Below are 14,955 nucleotides of genomic sequence, written 5' to 3' on the forward strand. Positions count from 1 at the left end.
CATTGTGAAAGTTGCCACAAAAATACTGGTATTGACGGGATTAAGTGATGAGGTAGCAAGATTTCAGGCAAAGTCAGCTCTTACTGGAACAGGATACACGACCAGTGAGTCTGAAAGTCTTGTTAATCATCCTTTGAGAAGGCGCGTTCTCAGTTTTCTGATGACTATTAGTAATGTAGGTATAATCTCTGTTATATCAACCGCTATTTTATCATTTGTTAATATCGATACAACAGTTGAAGGACTTAGTCGTTTTGCAGTTGCGATCACTCTTTTTTCAATAATTATATACATCACACAAAGCAATTTCTTTAATAAGTGGCTTAATAAGAAACTTAAAGTTTACTTAGGAAAACTATCAAATGTGGAACTCGTGGATTACGCAAATCTCCTACATCTTGGAGATAGTTTTGGTATTGGAGAAGTGTATGTTTCAGATAATCACTGGTTTGCTAATAAAACTGTAAGAGAGCTCTCACTTCCGAGAGAGGGACTTATTGTCCTCGGAGTGCAAGTAGCTAACGGAGAATACTTAGGACTTCCTTCAAAAGACTATGTCATAACGACTGGTGATACGGCCATTTTATACGGAAGAGCAGATATGCTTAGTGAGATAAGTACGAGAACAGTTGATATTGGTGATACAGAACGAAAAGAGGCCATCGAAAAATTAGCAGAAATTCGAAAAGAAGAAAAAGTTAGAGAAGAGGAAATTGTTGAAACCCGTGAAGCAAGCTAATACTCTCTTCCATCTGGTCTTGGTGCTATTAGAATTTTAAAGTACTTAAGAAGAAAAATAGCAAACCCACCACACCAAAATAATACGGCCACATACAAACTAGTAAAATAATACTGTGACGATATGATTGGAATTAACGAACGTGTTAGTGCACCAATTATGATTAGTAGATAAGATAACTTCGTCCAAGTATCTGCTTGAATTGATCGACCAGTATGTCCTAGCGAAACACGTGTCATTATCCCTATTGCAACGACTGCTAGCCCCCCAGCAAGAAGTAAATGTAAGGCTGCATTTGTCTCATTAACACGCATATTAAAAATACCTACAAATCGTAGAATTAACTCAAGATTAATTAGTGCAATTCCTATGTGCAGAATAAAGAGGATCGGAATGCTTATAGTTGCTAAAGGACGCCATAAATATTGTCTAAAGCAATTTGAGACAATAGCAATAATAAGAATTGCGAGGTTAATAGATGAAAGATTGTCTTGATTCCATAAAACGGCCAGCATCAAAACAGAACCTAAGCTAAGAAGGTTTAGCCAATTAGGAACAACAATACTAATATTTGATATTTTACTTCTGGAAAAGAAAGGTATTACCCTTCCAGCGATCAACAAAATAATAAAACGTATTAGCCCAATCGCAAGGTCTCTTCCATAATCTGCCACGACAGCTTCTTGAAATAAATTTCCCCACGTGTGCAAAAAACTACTCAAAGAAAAGCCTAATAGTAGAGGAATAAAAACAAATTTCTGCTTTGGAAAATGCCATAGTTTAACTAAAAGCATTATTAATAATATAGGGAAAAAAAGATTTAAGTTAATAAGCAAGCTAGAGGGACCAAGAGGAATAAAATAGGCCAACCTTTCAAGGCCCCAAATGAGAAGTAAGAAAGCCAACCACTTTCCTTGATAAGGCCTAGAACCAGTCCAATTAGCACTTGCTGTTAACAAAAATCCAGCGATCAAGGCACCACAAAAACCAAAGAGCATTTCATGCGAGTGCCAAAATATCGTATCAAGCGAGTTCAGTGGTACATCGATGTGCCCAAGATAAGAAAGAACCCAAATAATGGGATTAAGGGCCGCCATTAATCCGGCCATAAGAAAAAATGGCCTAAAACTGATTGAAAATAGTGCTCTTAATCCCATCACTCTCTCTGCTTACTTAAGAAGAACGTCGGCCCTAGTCGACTCAGCAATTGCTGCAGCTTCTTTAATTAGCTCATCTGCCACACCCAGCTCTTGTAAAGTAGCGCCAAGATTTTCAACAACGGCATTGAAATGCTCATCATTTAATCCTTGAGCAACAAGGGCCTCGTGAGCTTCTCTCATTCCCTTTCCATCATATGTATTTGGACCACCAAAGGCATAAGTTAAAAACATAATTTGCTTTCTTCTTTGAGCGGCCATATCGATTCCTTCAAAAAAGTGCCTAATGCGCTCATCAGCTAGAACCTTATTATAAAAAACATCGACAGCTGCGTTAACAGCTTCTCTACCGCCAATTCTTTCAAATAACTTTGTCATTTCATCTCCTTAATATATATCTGAAATACATATTATGTATGCTAGACTTAAATGGTATTAAAGTAAACAGGAAAATTAATATGCGTTTGGCCAGTTTTACAGATTATAGTTTACGAGTACTTATATATATCGCTCTAAAGGGCGATGAACGCTCTACTGTAGCAGAGATAGCCGACAAGTATAAAATCTCAAGAAATCATCTTGTGAAAGTCGTTCACAATCTTTCCTCAATGGGAATCATTGACTCCTATAAAGGAAAAGGTGGAGGCATCACGCTTTCCACTGCACCTGGCCAAATAGTAATTGGAAACTTAGTACGCCAATTAGAAGAGGACTCTCCACTTGTTGAGTGCTTTGGTAATTCAGGAAATTGTATAATTAATCCAACTTGTAAGTTAAAGAGTGCACTGATAATTGCTCAAAATAAATTCTATGAAGCACTCAATGAATACACATTGGACGATCTTATTTCTAATAAAGCAAAATTAGTCGAAATCTTTACAGCGGACAATTAGACTCTAACAGTCCCCTAATATTCTTTTGAAATTTTCTGATAACTTTTATTTGCTCATCTAGTTGAGTTAATTTTTCTTCAAGTTGTTTTCGAAGTCTACCATTTGGATTTTTAGAGGCGAGTACTTTTGCCATTGACTTAATTTCAGAAAGTGAAAAACCAAGCTCTTTTGCCTGCACAATTAGTTTTAAAAGTTCGACAGCTTCAACAGGATAAACTCGATAGCCATTATCACCTCTTTTAGGAACAAGAAGCTCCATCTTTTCATAATAACGAATGGCCGATGAAGGTATTCCCGTCTGCTTAGATAAATCACCTATTTTCATTTTTTTACTCCAGAGCTTGACCTTAAAGTATGGTTTAAGGTTTATACTAATCTAAACTAATCATAAAAAGGAAAACAAGTGAAATATTTTTTTACAGTACTATTAGCATTTAATATTCTAGCGGCAAGTGAAGCTCCTCGCTTTTCAATTATTCAAACAGGCACAGCAAAGACATTAGAGGCCCTAATTTATGAAGAAGGTAGTCTTTTTAAAACAATGATGGTGAATCATGCCGGTTTTCTCATAGAAAATAAAGGTAAGTACATTCTTTTTGAAACTGGCCTAGGCGATGATGTGCATGATCAATTTGCACTCGATATGTCTTGGTGGGCAAAGCCTATATTTGCTTACCATAAGCTTGATTCAATTAAAGATCAAATCAAGGATCACTATAAGATTGAAAATATTATTCTTTCTCATGCTCATTGGGACCATGCTAGTGGCCTTATCGATTATCCAGAAATTACAACACTTGTAAGCGAAGAAGAAATGCATGAAGTAATTCACCCTACTCCAAATCGTACATTTCCTTCTCAATTTAAAAATATCAAAACAAAAGCTTTTAAATGGAAAGAAGAAGAATACCTTAGTTTTCACAAATACTATGATGTATTTGGGGACAGGAATGTCATAATTGTACCTCTTTTTGGACATACCCATGGCTCACTTGGAATTATTCTCAATAATGCTAAAGATGGTAAGAAGTATTTCTTTGTCGGCGATGCTATTTGGACAACAAGACAACTTAGTCCACTTCAAAACAAGCCCTATCTTTCTTCTAAGTTAGTTGATACAGACAAGGCGATGGCACGTAAGAAAATTGAGATCGTAAAACTAATGCAACAAAAAGGCTACATCATTGTACCAACACACGACTTCTACGTGCATGAATCACTTGGCTATTATCCAAAATGGAATTGAGCTATTCTTTCATCGTTGGGAGCTTCAAGCCAAATTTAATAGCACCATACCTTAAAACAAATGTTGTGATCATTACTGCCAGCGCTGGGTATAGAGGATCAAAATCAATTTGAGAAAGAATGATGAAGACAACAGACGAAATCGCAGCTACTGTCGCATATAGTTCCTTCTGATAGAGAATTGATAATTCTCCGCTGAATGCCGATCGTAAGATCCCTCCTAGCACTGCAGTCACAACTCCCATCAATAATGACGTTTCATTATTAAATCCCAAAAGCAAAGTCTTTTGAGTTCCAATTACAACGAAGAAACCAAGTCCTAGTGTATCCAGAAATAATAGTAATGAACTTTGGCGCTCATAAAACTTTCTCATGAAAAAAGTCGAGAGAGTTGCAATGATAATGATATAAAGATAAATTGGGTTCTTAGTCCAAAAAACAGGCTCAGCTATAATAAGGTCTCTTACCGTACCTCCCCCAACAGCAGTTAGGAAGGCCAAGAATAGCATTCCAAATAGATCAAGCTTTGATTTTCCACCAACTGAAGCACCTGTAACAGCGAAGGCAAAGGTACCAAGGTAGTCAATATAGATAAATTCATTTGTCATATTTTCCTCTATAAAAGAGTTTAGCATATATTTCAATAAAATTTACTTTTAGAATTTACCAAGTAATTACTATTATCCAGTTATAATGAATAAAGAAAACTTTTAACCATGGATGTGTTAAGTGCTTATTTTTATCATTTGTCTTTTGATGCTTGCTTTTGCTTATAAATTCTATAGCCCATTTGTTGAAAAACAAGCAGGTATCGACTCTCAGAATCTAACACCAGTTAAAAAATTTGAAGATGGTGTTGATTATGTTGAAGTATCACCTACAAAGGCGTTCCTAATTCAATTTCTAAATATCGCGGGAGTTGGCCCTATTTTTGGACCAATACTAGGTGCTATTTATGGACCTATCGCACTCGTTTGGATTGTATTGGGAAATATCATTGGAGGCTCTGTCCATGACTTCTACTCGGGAGTACTTAGTATTAAGGAGGATGGAAAAAGTTTACCTGAAATAGCAGGTCACTATTTAAACACATACTTCAAAGCGATCATGCTACTTTTTACAGCAATGCTCCTCTTCTTTGTTGGTGTTGTATTTATCATGAGCCCCGCCGGCCTAATCAGCAATCTCGATGCCTTTAAAGACACGATGTTTGCCAGTAATAACTTCTGGGTACTAGTCATTCTCGCTTACTATCTATTAGCGACATTACTTCCTATCGATAAAATTATTACAAAATTTTATCCATTATTTGGTCTATTAATGGTTGTAATGACCGTCTTGATAGCAATTTCATTAATTCTTCACGCACCAATGTTACCAAAAATAGAGAATATCTTTGCATACATATCGCATTCACATATTAACTATGAATTATTAAACAGAGATCCTAATGGACCCCCTGTATGGCCACTCTTATTCGTGACAATCACTTGTGGTGCAATTAGTGGATTTCATTCAACACAAGCTCCAATCATTGCAAGATGTCTTGGAAATGAAAAATATGTAAGGCCAGTTTACTATGGAGCGATGTTAGCTGAAGGTGTTGTGGCATGTGTTTGGGCCCTTGCCGGAATATCTGCGTTTCCAGAAGGTTACGTACAACTAAAGGCCGTTATTGCACAAGGTGGTCCAGGGCTAGTCGTGAAACAGATCTCCTCAACATACCTAGGTGCTCTTGGTGGTGTTATGGCCGTTTTGGCGGTTGCAGTCTTCCCTATAACTTCAGGAGATACTGCATTTCGCTCATTAAGATTAACGATTATTGATGCATTTAATATTCATCAAAGCATAAGGAATCGACTATTGGTTTCAATACCAATTCTAACTGTCGCCTACTTTATGACAAAAATCGACTTCTCTCTTATTTGGCGCTACTTTGCCTTTTCAAATATGCTCTTATCAACAAGTGTTCTCTGGCTTGCAACGAAGTATTTATTTGATCGCAAAGCAATACACTGGATAGTTAGCCTACCAGCAATTGTTGGAACGGCAGTTACAATTTCATATATTCTGACTGCTCCTATAGGAGTTAATCTTTCAAAAGAGCAGGCCCAGCCAATTGGAGTTATAGTTGGAATCATTTGCTTAATTATCCTTATCGTTTTTCATCGTAAGAAATACTCACTTAAGGCCCAAGTATGATCACGTAGGTCCTTTAATAGAGGACCTATGCTAACTTGCTTTTTTCAAATGAAATGAATCCATTTTGCTTTTATCTACTGTTAAATTAAAAATGTCTGGTCGAGAATAATGACCTCCAATATCAAGAGATCTTCTTGCATCAATAACTTCCTCTAAATCATATTCTGCATAAAGAATTCCTTTTTCCCGTGACATTGGACCAGCAACGGCACCTCCAAATGGTTTAAATAAAACAGCATCACCATCAGATAACCAATCATCTGGCTCTGGGAAAACATCATCTTTAAAAGGTACATCATCAGGAATATCACAACATTGAATAGCTGTAGAACATCCTGCGACCCAGCAGCCTCCCTCTCTAGCTATATGCTTAAGAGTTCCAAGCCAAGATTCCCCACAGTCCCAAGTTGGGGCCAAGTAAACCTCGACCCCTTGGGCATATAAACTAAAGCGAGAAAGTGGCATATAATTTTCCCAACATATGAGGCTTCCAATTTTTCCGGCCGGAGTATCCACAACATTTAGGCCACGAGCATCTCCCCAGCCCCAAACCATGCGTTCAGGGTTAGTTGGAATTAACTTTCGATGTAGATTTAGAATTTCACCATCTGGGCCAATAATGGCATATGAATTAAATAGTGTTGAGCCACTTGCTTCAGAGTTAATTTCATTAAAGCCAATTGCAACGGTTACGTTTTTCTTCTTAGCTGTTTCTTGAATATCTGATAGTTGATTTTTAGAGAGATCAATTGAGTTTTTAAAAAGAACATGGTGAAGTTCTTTAAACATCAGCATATCTCCACCAGGTCGAAGCCGCCATACCCAAGAAGGATAACCTGGTAAATATGCCTCAGGGAACATGACTAGCTGAGCGCCTTCTCTAGCTGCTTCAGTGATAGAATCACAAGCTATTTCGATTGATTTTGTTAAATTTAAAAATACAGGTGGAAGCTGAACGATTGCAAGTTTTTTCACTTTCATCTCCTTAAGTCAGCACCTCTCAGAGTATTTTAATTTAAACATATAATTGAATAGAAAGATATTTAACCTCTCTTAAATTTGGATGTTAAACCTCCAAATTATTTTCCAAAAAACTCACTTCGATATTCTTTAATTCCAGCTTTATTGTGACTTTTACAATCTTTTGATGAATCTTTGTTAACCTTTTCTTTTTTTACTTCTTTTACCTTCTCCTGCGAAGCAATAGAAGTCATTGATAAAAGTACAGCACAACACAGTATAAGTTTCTTCATATCTATTCCCTTGTTAAGTCTCTTTCAAAAAGATAACACTTGAAACCACTTATATATAGGAACCTTACGAAGATTTCACACTACGATAAAAGATTTAACAAAAATAACTAAAGTCAATAAATAGAGATAAGACGAGGTAATCAGAGAATAAAAAGAAGGGCCATTACCTGACCCTTTTGTTTTACAATTTTATAACCATTACGCTGCACTAAGCGGCCATAATTTTTTCAATTTCACTATCAGGCAAGTTTCCGAGGTCCTTATTTAAATAATTGCTAACCTGCTTATTCAACTTGCTATTCAAGTTATTTCTTATCACTCCTAAAAAAGAGTTCTCCGCTACTATCACAAGCTCATCAAAATTATGCTTATCATGATTTTGATTTAAGAACTGATTAATCTCTTTTGCAAATAATTCTTCACGATGCTGCTTATTTGTTTTCTTAGGTGTAAAAGATTGATAACCGTGAGCACTACTATTGGCCATTGAGCCATGGCGGTCCGAATTCACCTCTCCCTCTTTTAATTTAATCCTAGGATTTTCAAGGGATTTAATTAGCTTTAAGGTATTTCTTTTTTTTCGCTCATAAATACGTGCATTAGACTTGCTTGCAACAACAACCCATGATCGATGCATATCTACCTCCACGAGATATTTTTTTTATCATCGCCCTAATTCAAAAATAATTCCAACAAATAAATAGTAAATATTTCTTATCACAACTCCATGTGAACTGTTCCTAATTTCAGAGCAGGTTCTTTTTTCTTATAAACTGTTAAAAGTATGTTAAAAATATTGAATGAAAACAGATAACAAAGAACTACATCCAAGAAATCTTCACAATAAGAGCTATGATTTTAATGCTTTAATAAAGAGCTTTCCGACTCTTGAAAGTTATGTAAAAGCAAATCAATACGGAAATCAAAGTGTAAACTTCTCGGATGCTGGAGCACTTTTATGTCTTAATCAGGCACTTTTAGCTCATTACTATAAAGTGACTAATTGGAGTGTTCCCCAAGGAAATCTTGTACCGCCTATTCCAGGACGAGTCGACTATATTCATTATATTGCCGACCTTTTAGCAGAGAACAATAATGGAAAAGTTCCAGTTGGTCCAAAAATAAAAGGACTAGATATTGGAACTGGAACGAGTTGTATCTACCCTATTCTTGGTAATAGTATCTATGGTTGGAAATTTGTTGGAAGTGATATTAGCTCTGAAGCAATTAATCATGCCAATACAATTCTTAAAGCAAATTCATCTTTAAAAAAGAATATTAAGGCACGCTTTCAAAAATCACCTCAACATATCTTTAAAGAACTAATTAAAAGTGATGAGAAGTTTGATTTCACGATGTGTAATCCACCTTTTTATTCATCACAAGAAGAAGCCGATAAAGAGAGAGCTAAAAAGCTTAAAAATCTGAATGCAAACAAAATCAAGAAAGGACATAACCCCACGGCAAAATCGAATTTTGGGGGAGTAAAAAATGAGCTCTGGTGTGAAGGTGGAGAGAAAGCATTTGTCACAAATATGATTCAAGAAAGTGTTGAATTTAAGCAACAATGTCACTGGTTTACGACTCTTATTTCTCAAAAAGAGAATCTAGTTGATTTAAATAAAGAGCTTAAGAGACAAGGTGTAAGTGATAGTCGAGTTATTGAAATGATTCATGGACACAAGATTGCTCATATTCTTGCTTGGAAATTTTAGAAGTCCATACCTTGACCTTAGGGAAATCAAGGTATGGACATATGTATTAAAGAAGGATGATTGTGTGAACAGCACCTTCTCTAACAACTTCAAATTCAAACATTTCAAGAGCAAGAGCTTTACGATCAGATCTCTTAGCATTTGATAGGATTTCTAAGTCAGAGCTTGATAGCTTATCTAGAGAGATATTGAAAGCTACAAATTCAGTTCTTTTTCCGTTATTTACTTCACCGTGACGATCAGCTGTACCAAATGGCTTGAAGCTAAGAATAACTTGAGCAACTTGAACTTTTGAAAGAGTTACTTCGCTACAAAGACCAGTTTGAGCTCTATCTCTAACTGGACCATTTGAGTTACAGTTAGTAACAACAACATTCTTTGATTCAACAACTTCAGTTAGTTTGAAGTCAAATACGTTTACGTTTACTTTTCTAGAAGATTCAACAGTTTTCTCAGTTGCGAATACATCGTATGAGATTGTTTTTGCTTGAGTTGAAAGTCCAGCGATTAGTGTAAGTGCGATTAATAAGTTTTTCATAAATCCTCCAAGAATTGGTTAGCAATGTTTTCTATGGGGGTAATTTGAACTAAGCACGACAAAAAATATATATTCTTCAAATTTTGTCCAAATTTTCAAAGACATTTGTCCAATATCGTAATTTCAAGGCCCTAGAACGGACAAATCCTATGTTTTTGTCCAAAATTTTCATAGTTTCACAACAATTATTGATTAAATGAATAGTGAACGATAGTTATATATCCATGCAAAATAGCATTTCTACTTCCCATTCAAAGCTTGGCCTTAGGGCACAAGTACAAGCCGATATCAATCGCTACCTTGTGAACTTCAAGGATGCTAAGATTGGGCAAAGAAAGCTTGCTGAAAGTGCTGATATTCATCCAAAGACGATCCAAAGAATTTGTCGCCAAGAGAATACTCCTGGGCATATTACAATTCTAAAAATTTACCGCGTTCTTCTTGGAGAAAGTAATACTTCAAAACTACTTCCCCTACTTCCAACTGCAATCAAAGAAGTTGTACTTAAAGATGGAATCGATCTACCTGAAACTGACGTTGATTACTCAGCAGTTATTAAAAGTGAAATCCTAAAGAATGATGTCTTTTGCGAGATTTACTTTCTAATTGATACAGCACCTGTTACTCGTGATCTCATCATGTTCAAATACGGAGAGCATGGACTACATATTCTTGATAATATGTTTTCTCTTAATGCTATTAAATACCTCGATGATGGAGCGATCGCTCTTGGAACATCTAGGGTGCAGCTAGATGCTGAAATAATTAAGAAGGCCGGCTTAACTCTATCGCAGAAGTATTCTAAACACCAAAACTGTGAAATTACTGGTGATAACTTCATCGGACTTTATGTTGATTCGCTACCAGAGGAAGCTTATCAGAAATGGCTTGAGATCGATAAAGAAGCATTTATAAAGAAAGCTGAAATAGCGAAGCAGTATCGCACTAATGTAAAAGGCAAGAGGGTCTTTACTTATATGACGACTGATACATTTACAAAGAGTGAATTATGAAAGTTTTAAAATGGATAATCCTAGCAAGTTTAGCAACGACTATATTAGCTGGTGGAGACTATGGTGGTGGCCCTAAAGTTGTAGCACTAAACAAACTCGACCACTCTGTTCAGCTCGGAGACATCAAGCTCTCTAGGAATAAAGATAAGATTGAACTGACAGTTATCTATCAAAAACGAGTTACAAAATTTGATCCTTTCTTAAGTGAAAAGGATGCTAATAAACTGATGTATGGAAAATACGCTGAAGTTAGAGTTAATTACGACAAAGAATTATTCAATCAAGACTTAATTGATGAATTAAAAGGTCGTGGTCCAATTACCATCTTTAAGTCTAAGTATAAAAAGCTTGTGAATGAATACTTCACAATTAATGAAGTTACAGATCAAGTAAATATTGATCCAGATAAAAAGTACTTTGAAGTAAACTTAAAATAAAAATAAGCTTAGAGCTCAGTATATTTCTTTGCTGAGCCCTTAGCTTTTTCAATTGGATATTTCTTGGCATTCTTTTGTATTTTTCTAAGAGTCACCTCTTCAATATCAATATCGGCCTTAATTGCAATTCTCATCAGGTAAACAAAGATATCAGCAATCTCATCCTCTAACTTTTCTTTTAGAATTGAATTAGAAGCAATATCATTGGATTCGCATTCCTTTAGCCATTGAAAGATTTCCACAAGTTCAGAAGTCTCCACACTAAGTGCCATTGCTAAATTTTTAATTGAGTGAAATTGATCCCAATCTCTCTCACTTATAAATTTACTTACTTCAGAGTTTATCTTTTCAACATTAATCGATTTCATATAGGCCTTTTCTTCAAGTCTTCTATTCGATTATAGTAATTTTCCCATTAGCAAAGCAAGTAAATGTCGATTTCACAGTAACATCACCACTACATCCACCAGGAAATGGCGATTCATTGTGAACAACGACCTCTAGATCATTACTATTCAGGCGGCTTAGCTCTCCATTTAAGCTATCACACCATTTCTGAGCATCATGTAGAATCATATCCACAGCACCGCTTAGCGCCCCGATACTATCTGTGTAACAAGCATAGTTTTGAATCTCAAAATCTTTGCGAGCGATACTCCCATCACTTGCGAGCAGACTTGCAGACGTAAAAACTGTAAGTGTGATTAGTAGAAAATTCTTCATCTCTCCTCCCTTCGGTTAAGAGTAAGATAGAGAATCATACTTAATAAATACAATAAATTTATGAGTAATATCTAATAAGATAATTTTATAACAAGGAGAAATCTTCACTAAACACCTAATAATACAGTTTAAAGTTAACCATCTTAACCATATTAAGTTTTACACAGATCAATTTCCCCTTATAATTAAACTAATACCTTAAGGAGAAGTTATGAAAAGAAAATACGTAGATCACTATAGTAGTTTCAACATTAATGAGTTTAATAAGTTCTTCGATGGAGATATCAATAACTCAATCAATGCTGCTGTCGAGTGTTGTGATCGCTATGCGGCTACAGATAAGGTTGCACTCTACTGGGAGGGAGTTAATGGTGAGGAAGAAGTCATCACATTTAAGAAGTTAAAAGAAGAAACTTCCAGACTTGCAAACTTTCTTGTGGCCCAAGGAGTAAAACCAGGAGACGTCATTTCAGGACTTCTGCCACGAACTCCAGAGCTTCTTTATACAATCCTAGGTGCGTGGAAAGCTGGTGTTGTCTATCAACCACTCTTTACAGCTTTTGGTCCGAAGGCAATTGAGCAAAGACTAAATTCAAGTCAGGCCAAAATCGTTTTTACCGATGATACCAATCGTGCAAAATTAGATGAACTACCGATGAATCCTAAGAAGTGTGTGCTTGTTCGATCTGATGATTACCAATTGGCACAAGACGATATTAATTTTAAGAAGGCCATGGATGAGCAAAGTACAAATTTTGCACCAGTCATGAGAAAGGGCGAAGATACTTTCTGTCTTCTTTCAACTTCTGGAACCACAGGACTGCCAAAGGCCGTACCTGTTCCACTATTTGCCCTCTCTTCGTTTAAGCAATATATGGATCTTGCAGTTGACCTAAAACCAACTGATCGCTTTTGGAACCTGGCCGATCCAGGCTGGGCCTATGGACTTTATTATTCAGTTATTGGTCCACTTGTAAATGGAAATGCACTGCTTTTTTATGAAGGTGGGTTTAGTGCTGAAAGTACAGTTAGAGTAATTCAAAAATATAAGATAACAAATTTAGCAGGCTCTCCAACGGCCTTTAGGTTATTAATCGGAAATGGAGAAGAAGTATCAAAGGCGATAAAGGGACAGTTAAGAGCTGTCAGTAGTGCTGGAGAACCTCTTAACCCAGAAGTTATAAACTGGTTTAAAGATAAGCTTGATGTTGTTATTAACGATCACTACGGCCAAACTGAAACTGGAATGACGGTAAATAATCACCATGAACTCGAGCATGAAATTAAGCCAGGAAGTATGGGCTATGCTATGCCTGGCTATACCGTTGTCATTCTTGATGAGAACGGAAAAGTTGCACCACCAAATACTCCAGGAGTCATTGCTGTTGATATCGCAAACTCTCCCATTATGTGGTTTAAAGGTTATCTAAAGGCCGACACTCCGGCCATCGCAAATGGTTTTTACACAACTGGTGATACGGCAGAACAAACAGAAGATGGACGTATAACTTATGTCGGTCGAAACGATGATGTTATCACTTCATCAGGTTATCGAATTGGGCCATTTGATGTTGAAAGTGTTCTTCTTGAGCATCCTTGTGTTTTAGAGACGGCCGTCATTGGAAAGCCTGATCCAAAAAGAACTGAAATCGTTAAAGCATTTGTTGTCTTAAACAAAGGCTTTGTCGCGTCAAAAGAATTAGAAGATGAATTAAGTCAATTTGTAAAACAAGGACTAGCTGCCCATGCCTACCCACGTGAAATAGAGTTCATTGACGAACTTCCAAAAACTCCAAGTGGGAAGATTCAGCGCTTTCTTTTAAAAAGACGTGAAGATTAAAACTTTAAATTAGTTACGGGGCAGATGAATTCTTCAAGACGCTTCTTGTAGTCTGCCTCAAACTCTTCACGAGATAATTTAGCGAGTTCGCTAAACTCTGACTTCTTCATTTCTGCCACAAGATCAAATGGAAGATACATCTCTAAAGCAGCAAGTCCTCCATCGATAGAATCAACAAGATTCTTATACCCGCGAATATAACCAAAGGCTTCATCTTGTCTCTTATAACCATCATAGAAAGCCGTTACAATCTCGGCCTTCTCTTCCATCGAAAGAAGATCACTCTCCCCAAGAATTCTTCCCCAGTCATCCATAAATGGCCCAACTGGAATTAAAAACTTAGAAGATTTTCTTAAACACTTAGGCTGTCTCATTGCCATGTGACGGTGGTTTTCTTTTGAAGAAAACTCTTTATTCACCTTTCCTGTATACACAAGAATTGGATCGTAATTTTCATTTAGTTGATGACCTAATTTAAAGATACGCTTATAGAAAGCATCTTCAGGGTTCATATTCCACTGAACCATCACTCGGTCCAGATCCCCAAAATTATGGGCCATTAGAGGAGCAGCTCTTAGAAAATTGATATGATCTCTTTCCTCACGAAGCTTTTGCATAATTAGCTCTTCTTTTTTAATCTCTTCTAAGATGACATCGGCCATCTCCTGAGCAAGCTCAGTCTTACGATTTTTAACAAGAGCACAGTAAGCACCAATAGCAACACTTAACCATGTTCCTTCGTGGGTACTCATGACAGTATTATTATCGTTATTATAGGCCTTGCGACTCGTTACCTGAGAGTAGTCCCAAGTCCAAGACTCAATTGTAAGCCTGGCCATCTTATCAATATGCTTTGAGATGTGCCCATGCTTCCACAAAGACTCTCTAATCTGATTGTCCACATCTGTAGGAACAAATGTTCCCGCCGTTGCCCAGTGAGCACTGATACAAATATGAAAGTATTCTGCTAGATTGATATTATTTAGCTGTTTAAGGTTCTTCTTATAAAACCTTAGCTTCTCAAGGAATGCACGTTTGTCCCCTGTCGTATCAAGCTCTCCCTGGAATAAGAAAGGAGCTGTATTTTCAACATGTTGGAGAAGAATATTTGGTGCAATACCTACACCTTGTAATGCCATTGTTGTCTTTTTCTTTTTACTCATAAGCTCTTAATAACATATTGATCACAAAAAGAGAGAA

19 protein-coding genes are annotated in these 14,955 nt (G+C 36.4%); 8 read left to right on the forward strand and 11 right to left on the reverse strand.

All coding sequences use genetic code 11. The features are described 5' to 3' along the window. Positions 1–31: 31 nt before the first annotated feature. Positions 32–739, forward strand: coding sequence for a TrkA C-terminal domain-containing protein (locus tag ACMAYL_RS12740; protein WP_412470214.1), 708 nt, complete (start codon positions 32–34; stop codon positions 737–739). Here ACMAYL_RS12740 and ACMAYL_RS12745 read toward each other — a convergent pair. Both ACMAYL_RS12745 and ACMAYL_RS12750 read right to left on the reverse strand, forming a co-directional pair. Further along, positions 736–1,896, reverse strand: a complete 1,161-nt coding sequence (locus ACMAYL_RS12745) for an NnrS family protein (protein WP_412471323.1) — start codon at positions 1,894–1,896, stop codon at positions 736–738. The two genes, ACMAYL_RS12740 and ACMAYL_RS12745, sit on opposite strands and share 4 nt — an antisense overlap. A 12-nt stretch (positions 1,897–1,908) precedes the next feature. Continuing rightward, positions 1,909–2,274 carry a group I truncated hemoglobin gene (locus tag ACMAYL_RS12750; RefSeq protein ID WP_103218277.1) on the reverse strand — a complete coding sequence of 122 codons (366 nt, stop codon included), beginning with the start codon at positions 2,272–2,274 and terminating at the stop codon, positions 1,909–1,911. Positions 2,275–2,312: 38 nt separating this feature from the next. Between ACMAYL_RS12750 and ACMAYL_RS12755 the strand changes: the two genes are divergently transcribed. Further along, positions 2,313–2,789, forward strand: coding sequence for an RrF2 family transcriptional regulator (locus ACMAYL_RS12755; protein ID WP_199177549.1), 477 nt, complete (start codon positions 2,313–2,315; stop codon positions 2,787–2,789). Here the strand turns inward: ACMAYL_RS12755 and ACMAYL_RS12760 are convergent. After that, positions 2,773–3,114, reverse strand: coding sequence for a MerR family transcriptional regulator (locus ACMAYL_RS12760; protein WP_103218279.1), 342 nt, complete (start codon positions 3,112–3,114; stop codon positions 2,773–2,775). The two genes, ACMAYL_RS12755 and ACMAYL_RS12760, sit on opposite strands and share 17 nt — an antisense overlap. Positions 3,115–3,192: 78 nt before the next feature. Here ACMAYL_RS12760 and ACMAYL_RS12765 point away from each other — a divergent pair, with 78 nt between their 5' ends. After that, on the forward strand, positions 3,193–4,035 hold the full coding sequence (locus tag ACMAYL_RS12765; RefSeq protein ID WP_103218280.1) for an MBL fold metallo-hydrolase: 843 nt from the start codon (positions 3,193–3,195) through the stop codon (positions 4,033–4,035). Position 4,036: 1 nt separating this feature from the next. On the opposite strand, the gene ACMAYL_RS12770 is transcribed toward ACMAYL_RS12765, so the two are convergent. After that, a complete protein-coding gene (locus ACMAYL_RS12770; RefSeq protein WP_103218281.1) occupies positions 4,037–4,642 on the reverse strand; it encodes a trimeric intracellular cation channel family protein in 606 nt (201 codons plus the stop codon). 121 nt (positions 4,643–4,763) lie between these two features. On the opposite strand from ACMAYL_RS12770, the gene ACMAYL_RS12775 reads away from it, so the two are divergent. Beyond that, positions 4,764–6,236 carry a carbon starvation protein A gene (locus ACMAYL_RS12775; RefSeq protein ID WP_103218282.1) on the forward strand — a complete coding sequence of 491 codons (1,473 nt, stop codon included), beginning with the start codon at positions 4,764–4,766 and terminating at the stop codon, positions 6,234–6,236. Between the two features lie 30 nt (positions 6,237–6,266). Here the strand turns inward: ACMAYL_RS12775 and ACMAYL_RS12780 are convergent, their stop codons facing one another. From ACMAYL_RS12780 to ACMAYL_RS12790, 3 genes are all read right to left on the reverse strand, one after another. Then, a complete protein-coding gene (locus ACMAYL_RS12780) occupies positions 6,267–7,217 on the reverse strand; it encodes a carbon-nitrogen hydrolase family protein (protein WP_103218283.1) in 951 nt (316 codons plus the stop codon). Positions 7,218–7,315: 98 nt separating this feature from the next. After that, positions 7,316–7,489 carry a hypothetical protein gene (locus ACMAYL_RS12785; RefSeq protein WP_158246892.1) on the reverse strand — a complete coding sequence of 58 codons (174 nt, stop codon included), beginning with the start codon at positions 7,487–7,489 and terminating at the stop codon, positions 7,316–7,318. Between the two features lie 208 nt (positions 7,490–7,697). Further along, the gene (locus tag ACMAYL_RS12790) at positions 7,698–8,126 is read right to left on the reverse strand and encodes a host attachment protein (RefSeq protein WP_103218284.1); all 429 of its coding nucleotides are present in this window, start codon (positions 8,124–8,126) and stop codon (positions 7,698–7,700) included. A 163-nt stretch (positions 8,127–8,289) separates the two neighbouring features. Here ACMAYL_RS12790 and rlmF point away from each other — a divergent pair, with 163 nt between their 5' ends. Further along, a complete protein-coding gene (gene rlmF / locus ACMAYL_RS12795; RefSeq protein ID WP_412463272.1) occupies positions 8,290–9,204 on the forward strand; it encodes a 23S rRNA (adenine(1618)-N(6))-methyltransferase RlmF in 915 nt (304 codons plus the stop codon). A 46-nt stretch (positions 9,205–9,250) separates the two neighbouring features. On the opposite strand, the gene ACMAYL_RS12800 is transcribed toward rlmF, so the two are convergent. Beyond that, the gene (locus ACMAYL_RS12800; RefSeq protein WP_103218286.1) at positions 9,251–9,742 is read right to left on the reverse strand and encodes a hypothetical protein; all 492 of its coding nucleotides are present in this window, start codon (positions 9,740–9,742) and stop codon (positions 9,251–9,253) included. 224 nt (positions 9,743–9,966) lie between these two features. On the opposite strand from ACMAYL_RS12800, the gene ACMAYL_RS12805 reads away from it, so the two are divergent. After that, positions 9,967–10,755: a hypothetical protein gene (locus tag ACMAYL_RS12805; RefSeq protein WP_103218287.1), complete on the forward strand. Its 789-nt coding sequence runs from the start codon at positions 9,967–9,969 to the stop codon at positions 10,753–10,755. Next, entirely contained in the window at positions 10,752–11,192 is a 441-nt protein-coding gene (locus tag ACMAYL_RS12810) for a hypothetical protein (RefSeq protein ID WP_412471176.1), read from the forward strand. The genes ACMAYL_RS12805 and ACMAYL_RS12810 overlap by 4 nt, the downstream gene beginning before the upstream one ends. Positions 11,193–11,200: 8 nt before the next feature. On the opposite strand, the gene ACMAYL_RS12815 is transcribed toward ACMAYL_RS12810, so the two are convergent. Both ACMAYL_RS12815 and ACMAYL_RS12820 read right to left on the reverse strand, forming a co-directional pair. Further along, positions 11,201–11,560 carry a nucleotide pyrophosphohydrolase gene (locus tag ACMAYL_RS12815; protein WP_199177551.1) on the reverse strand — a complete coding sequence of 120 codons (360 nt, stop codon included), beginning with the start codon at positions 11,558–11,560 and terminating at the stop codon, positions 11,201–11,203. A 22-nt stretch (positions 11,561–11,582) separates the two neighbouring features. Beyond that, positions 11,583–11,915, reverse strand: coding sequence for a hypothetical protein (locus ACMAYL_RS12820; RefSeq protein WP_412471177.1), 333 nt, complete (start codon positions 11,913–11,915; stop codon positions 11,583–11,585). A 211-nt stretch (positions 11,916–12,126) separates the two neighbouring features. Between ACMAYL_RS12820 and ACMAYL_RS12825 the strand changes: the two genes are divergently transcribed. Then, entirely contained in the window at positions 12,127–13,755 is a 1,629-nt protein-coding gene (locus ACMAYL_RS12825) for an AMP-binding protein (RefSeq protein WP_412471178.1), read from the forward strand. Here ACMAYL_RS12825 and ACMAYL_RS12830 read toward each other — a convergent pair. After that, positions 13,752–14,918, reverse strand: coding sequence for a hypothetical protein (locus ACMAYL_RS12830; protein WP_103218291.1), 1,167 nt, complete (start codon positions 14,916–14,918; stop codon positions 13,752–13,754). The two genes, ACMAYL_RS12825 and ACMAYL_RS12830, sit on opposite strands and share 4 nt — an antisense overlap. Positions 14,919–14,955: the final 37 nt, after the last annotated feature.

This window comes from Halobacteriovorax sp. RT-2-4 (assembly GCF_047085445.1).
Taxonomy (GTDB): Bacteria; Bdellovibrionota; Bacteriovoracia; order Bacteriovoracales; family Bacteriovoracaceae; genus Halobacteriovorax_A.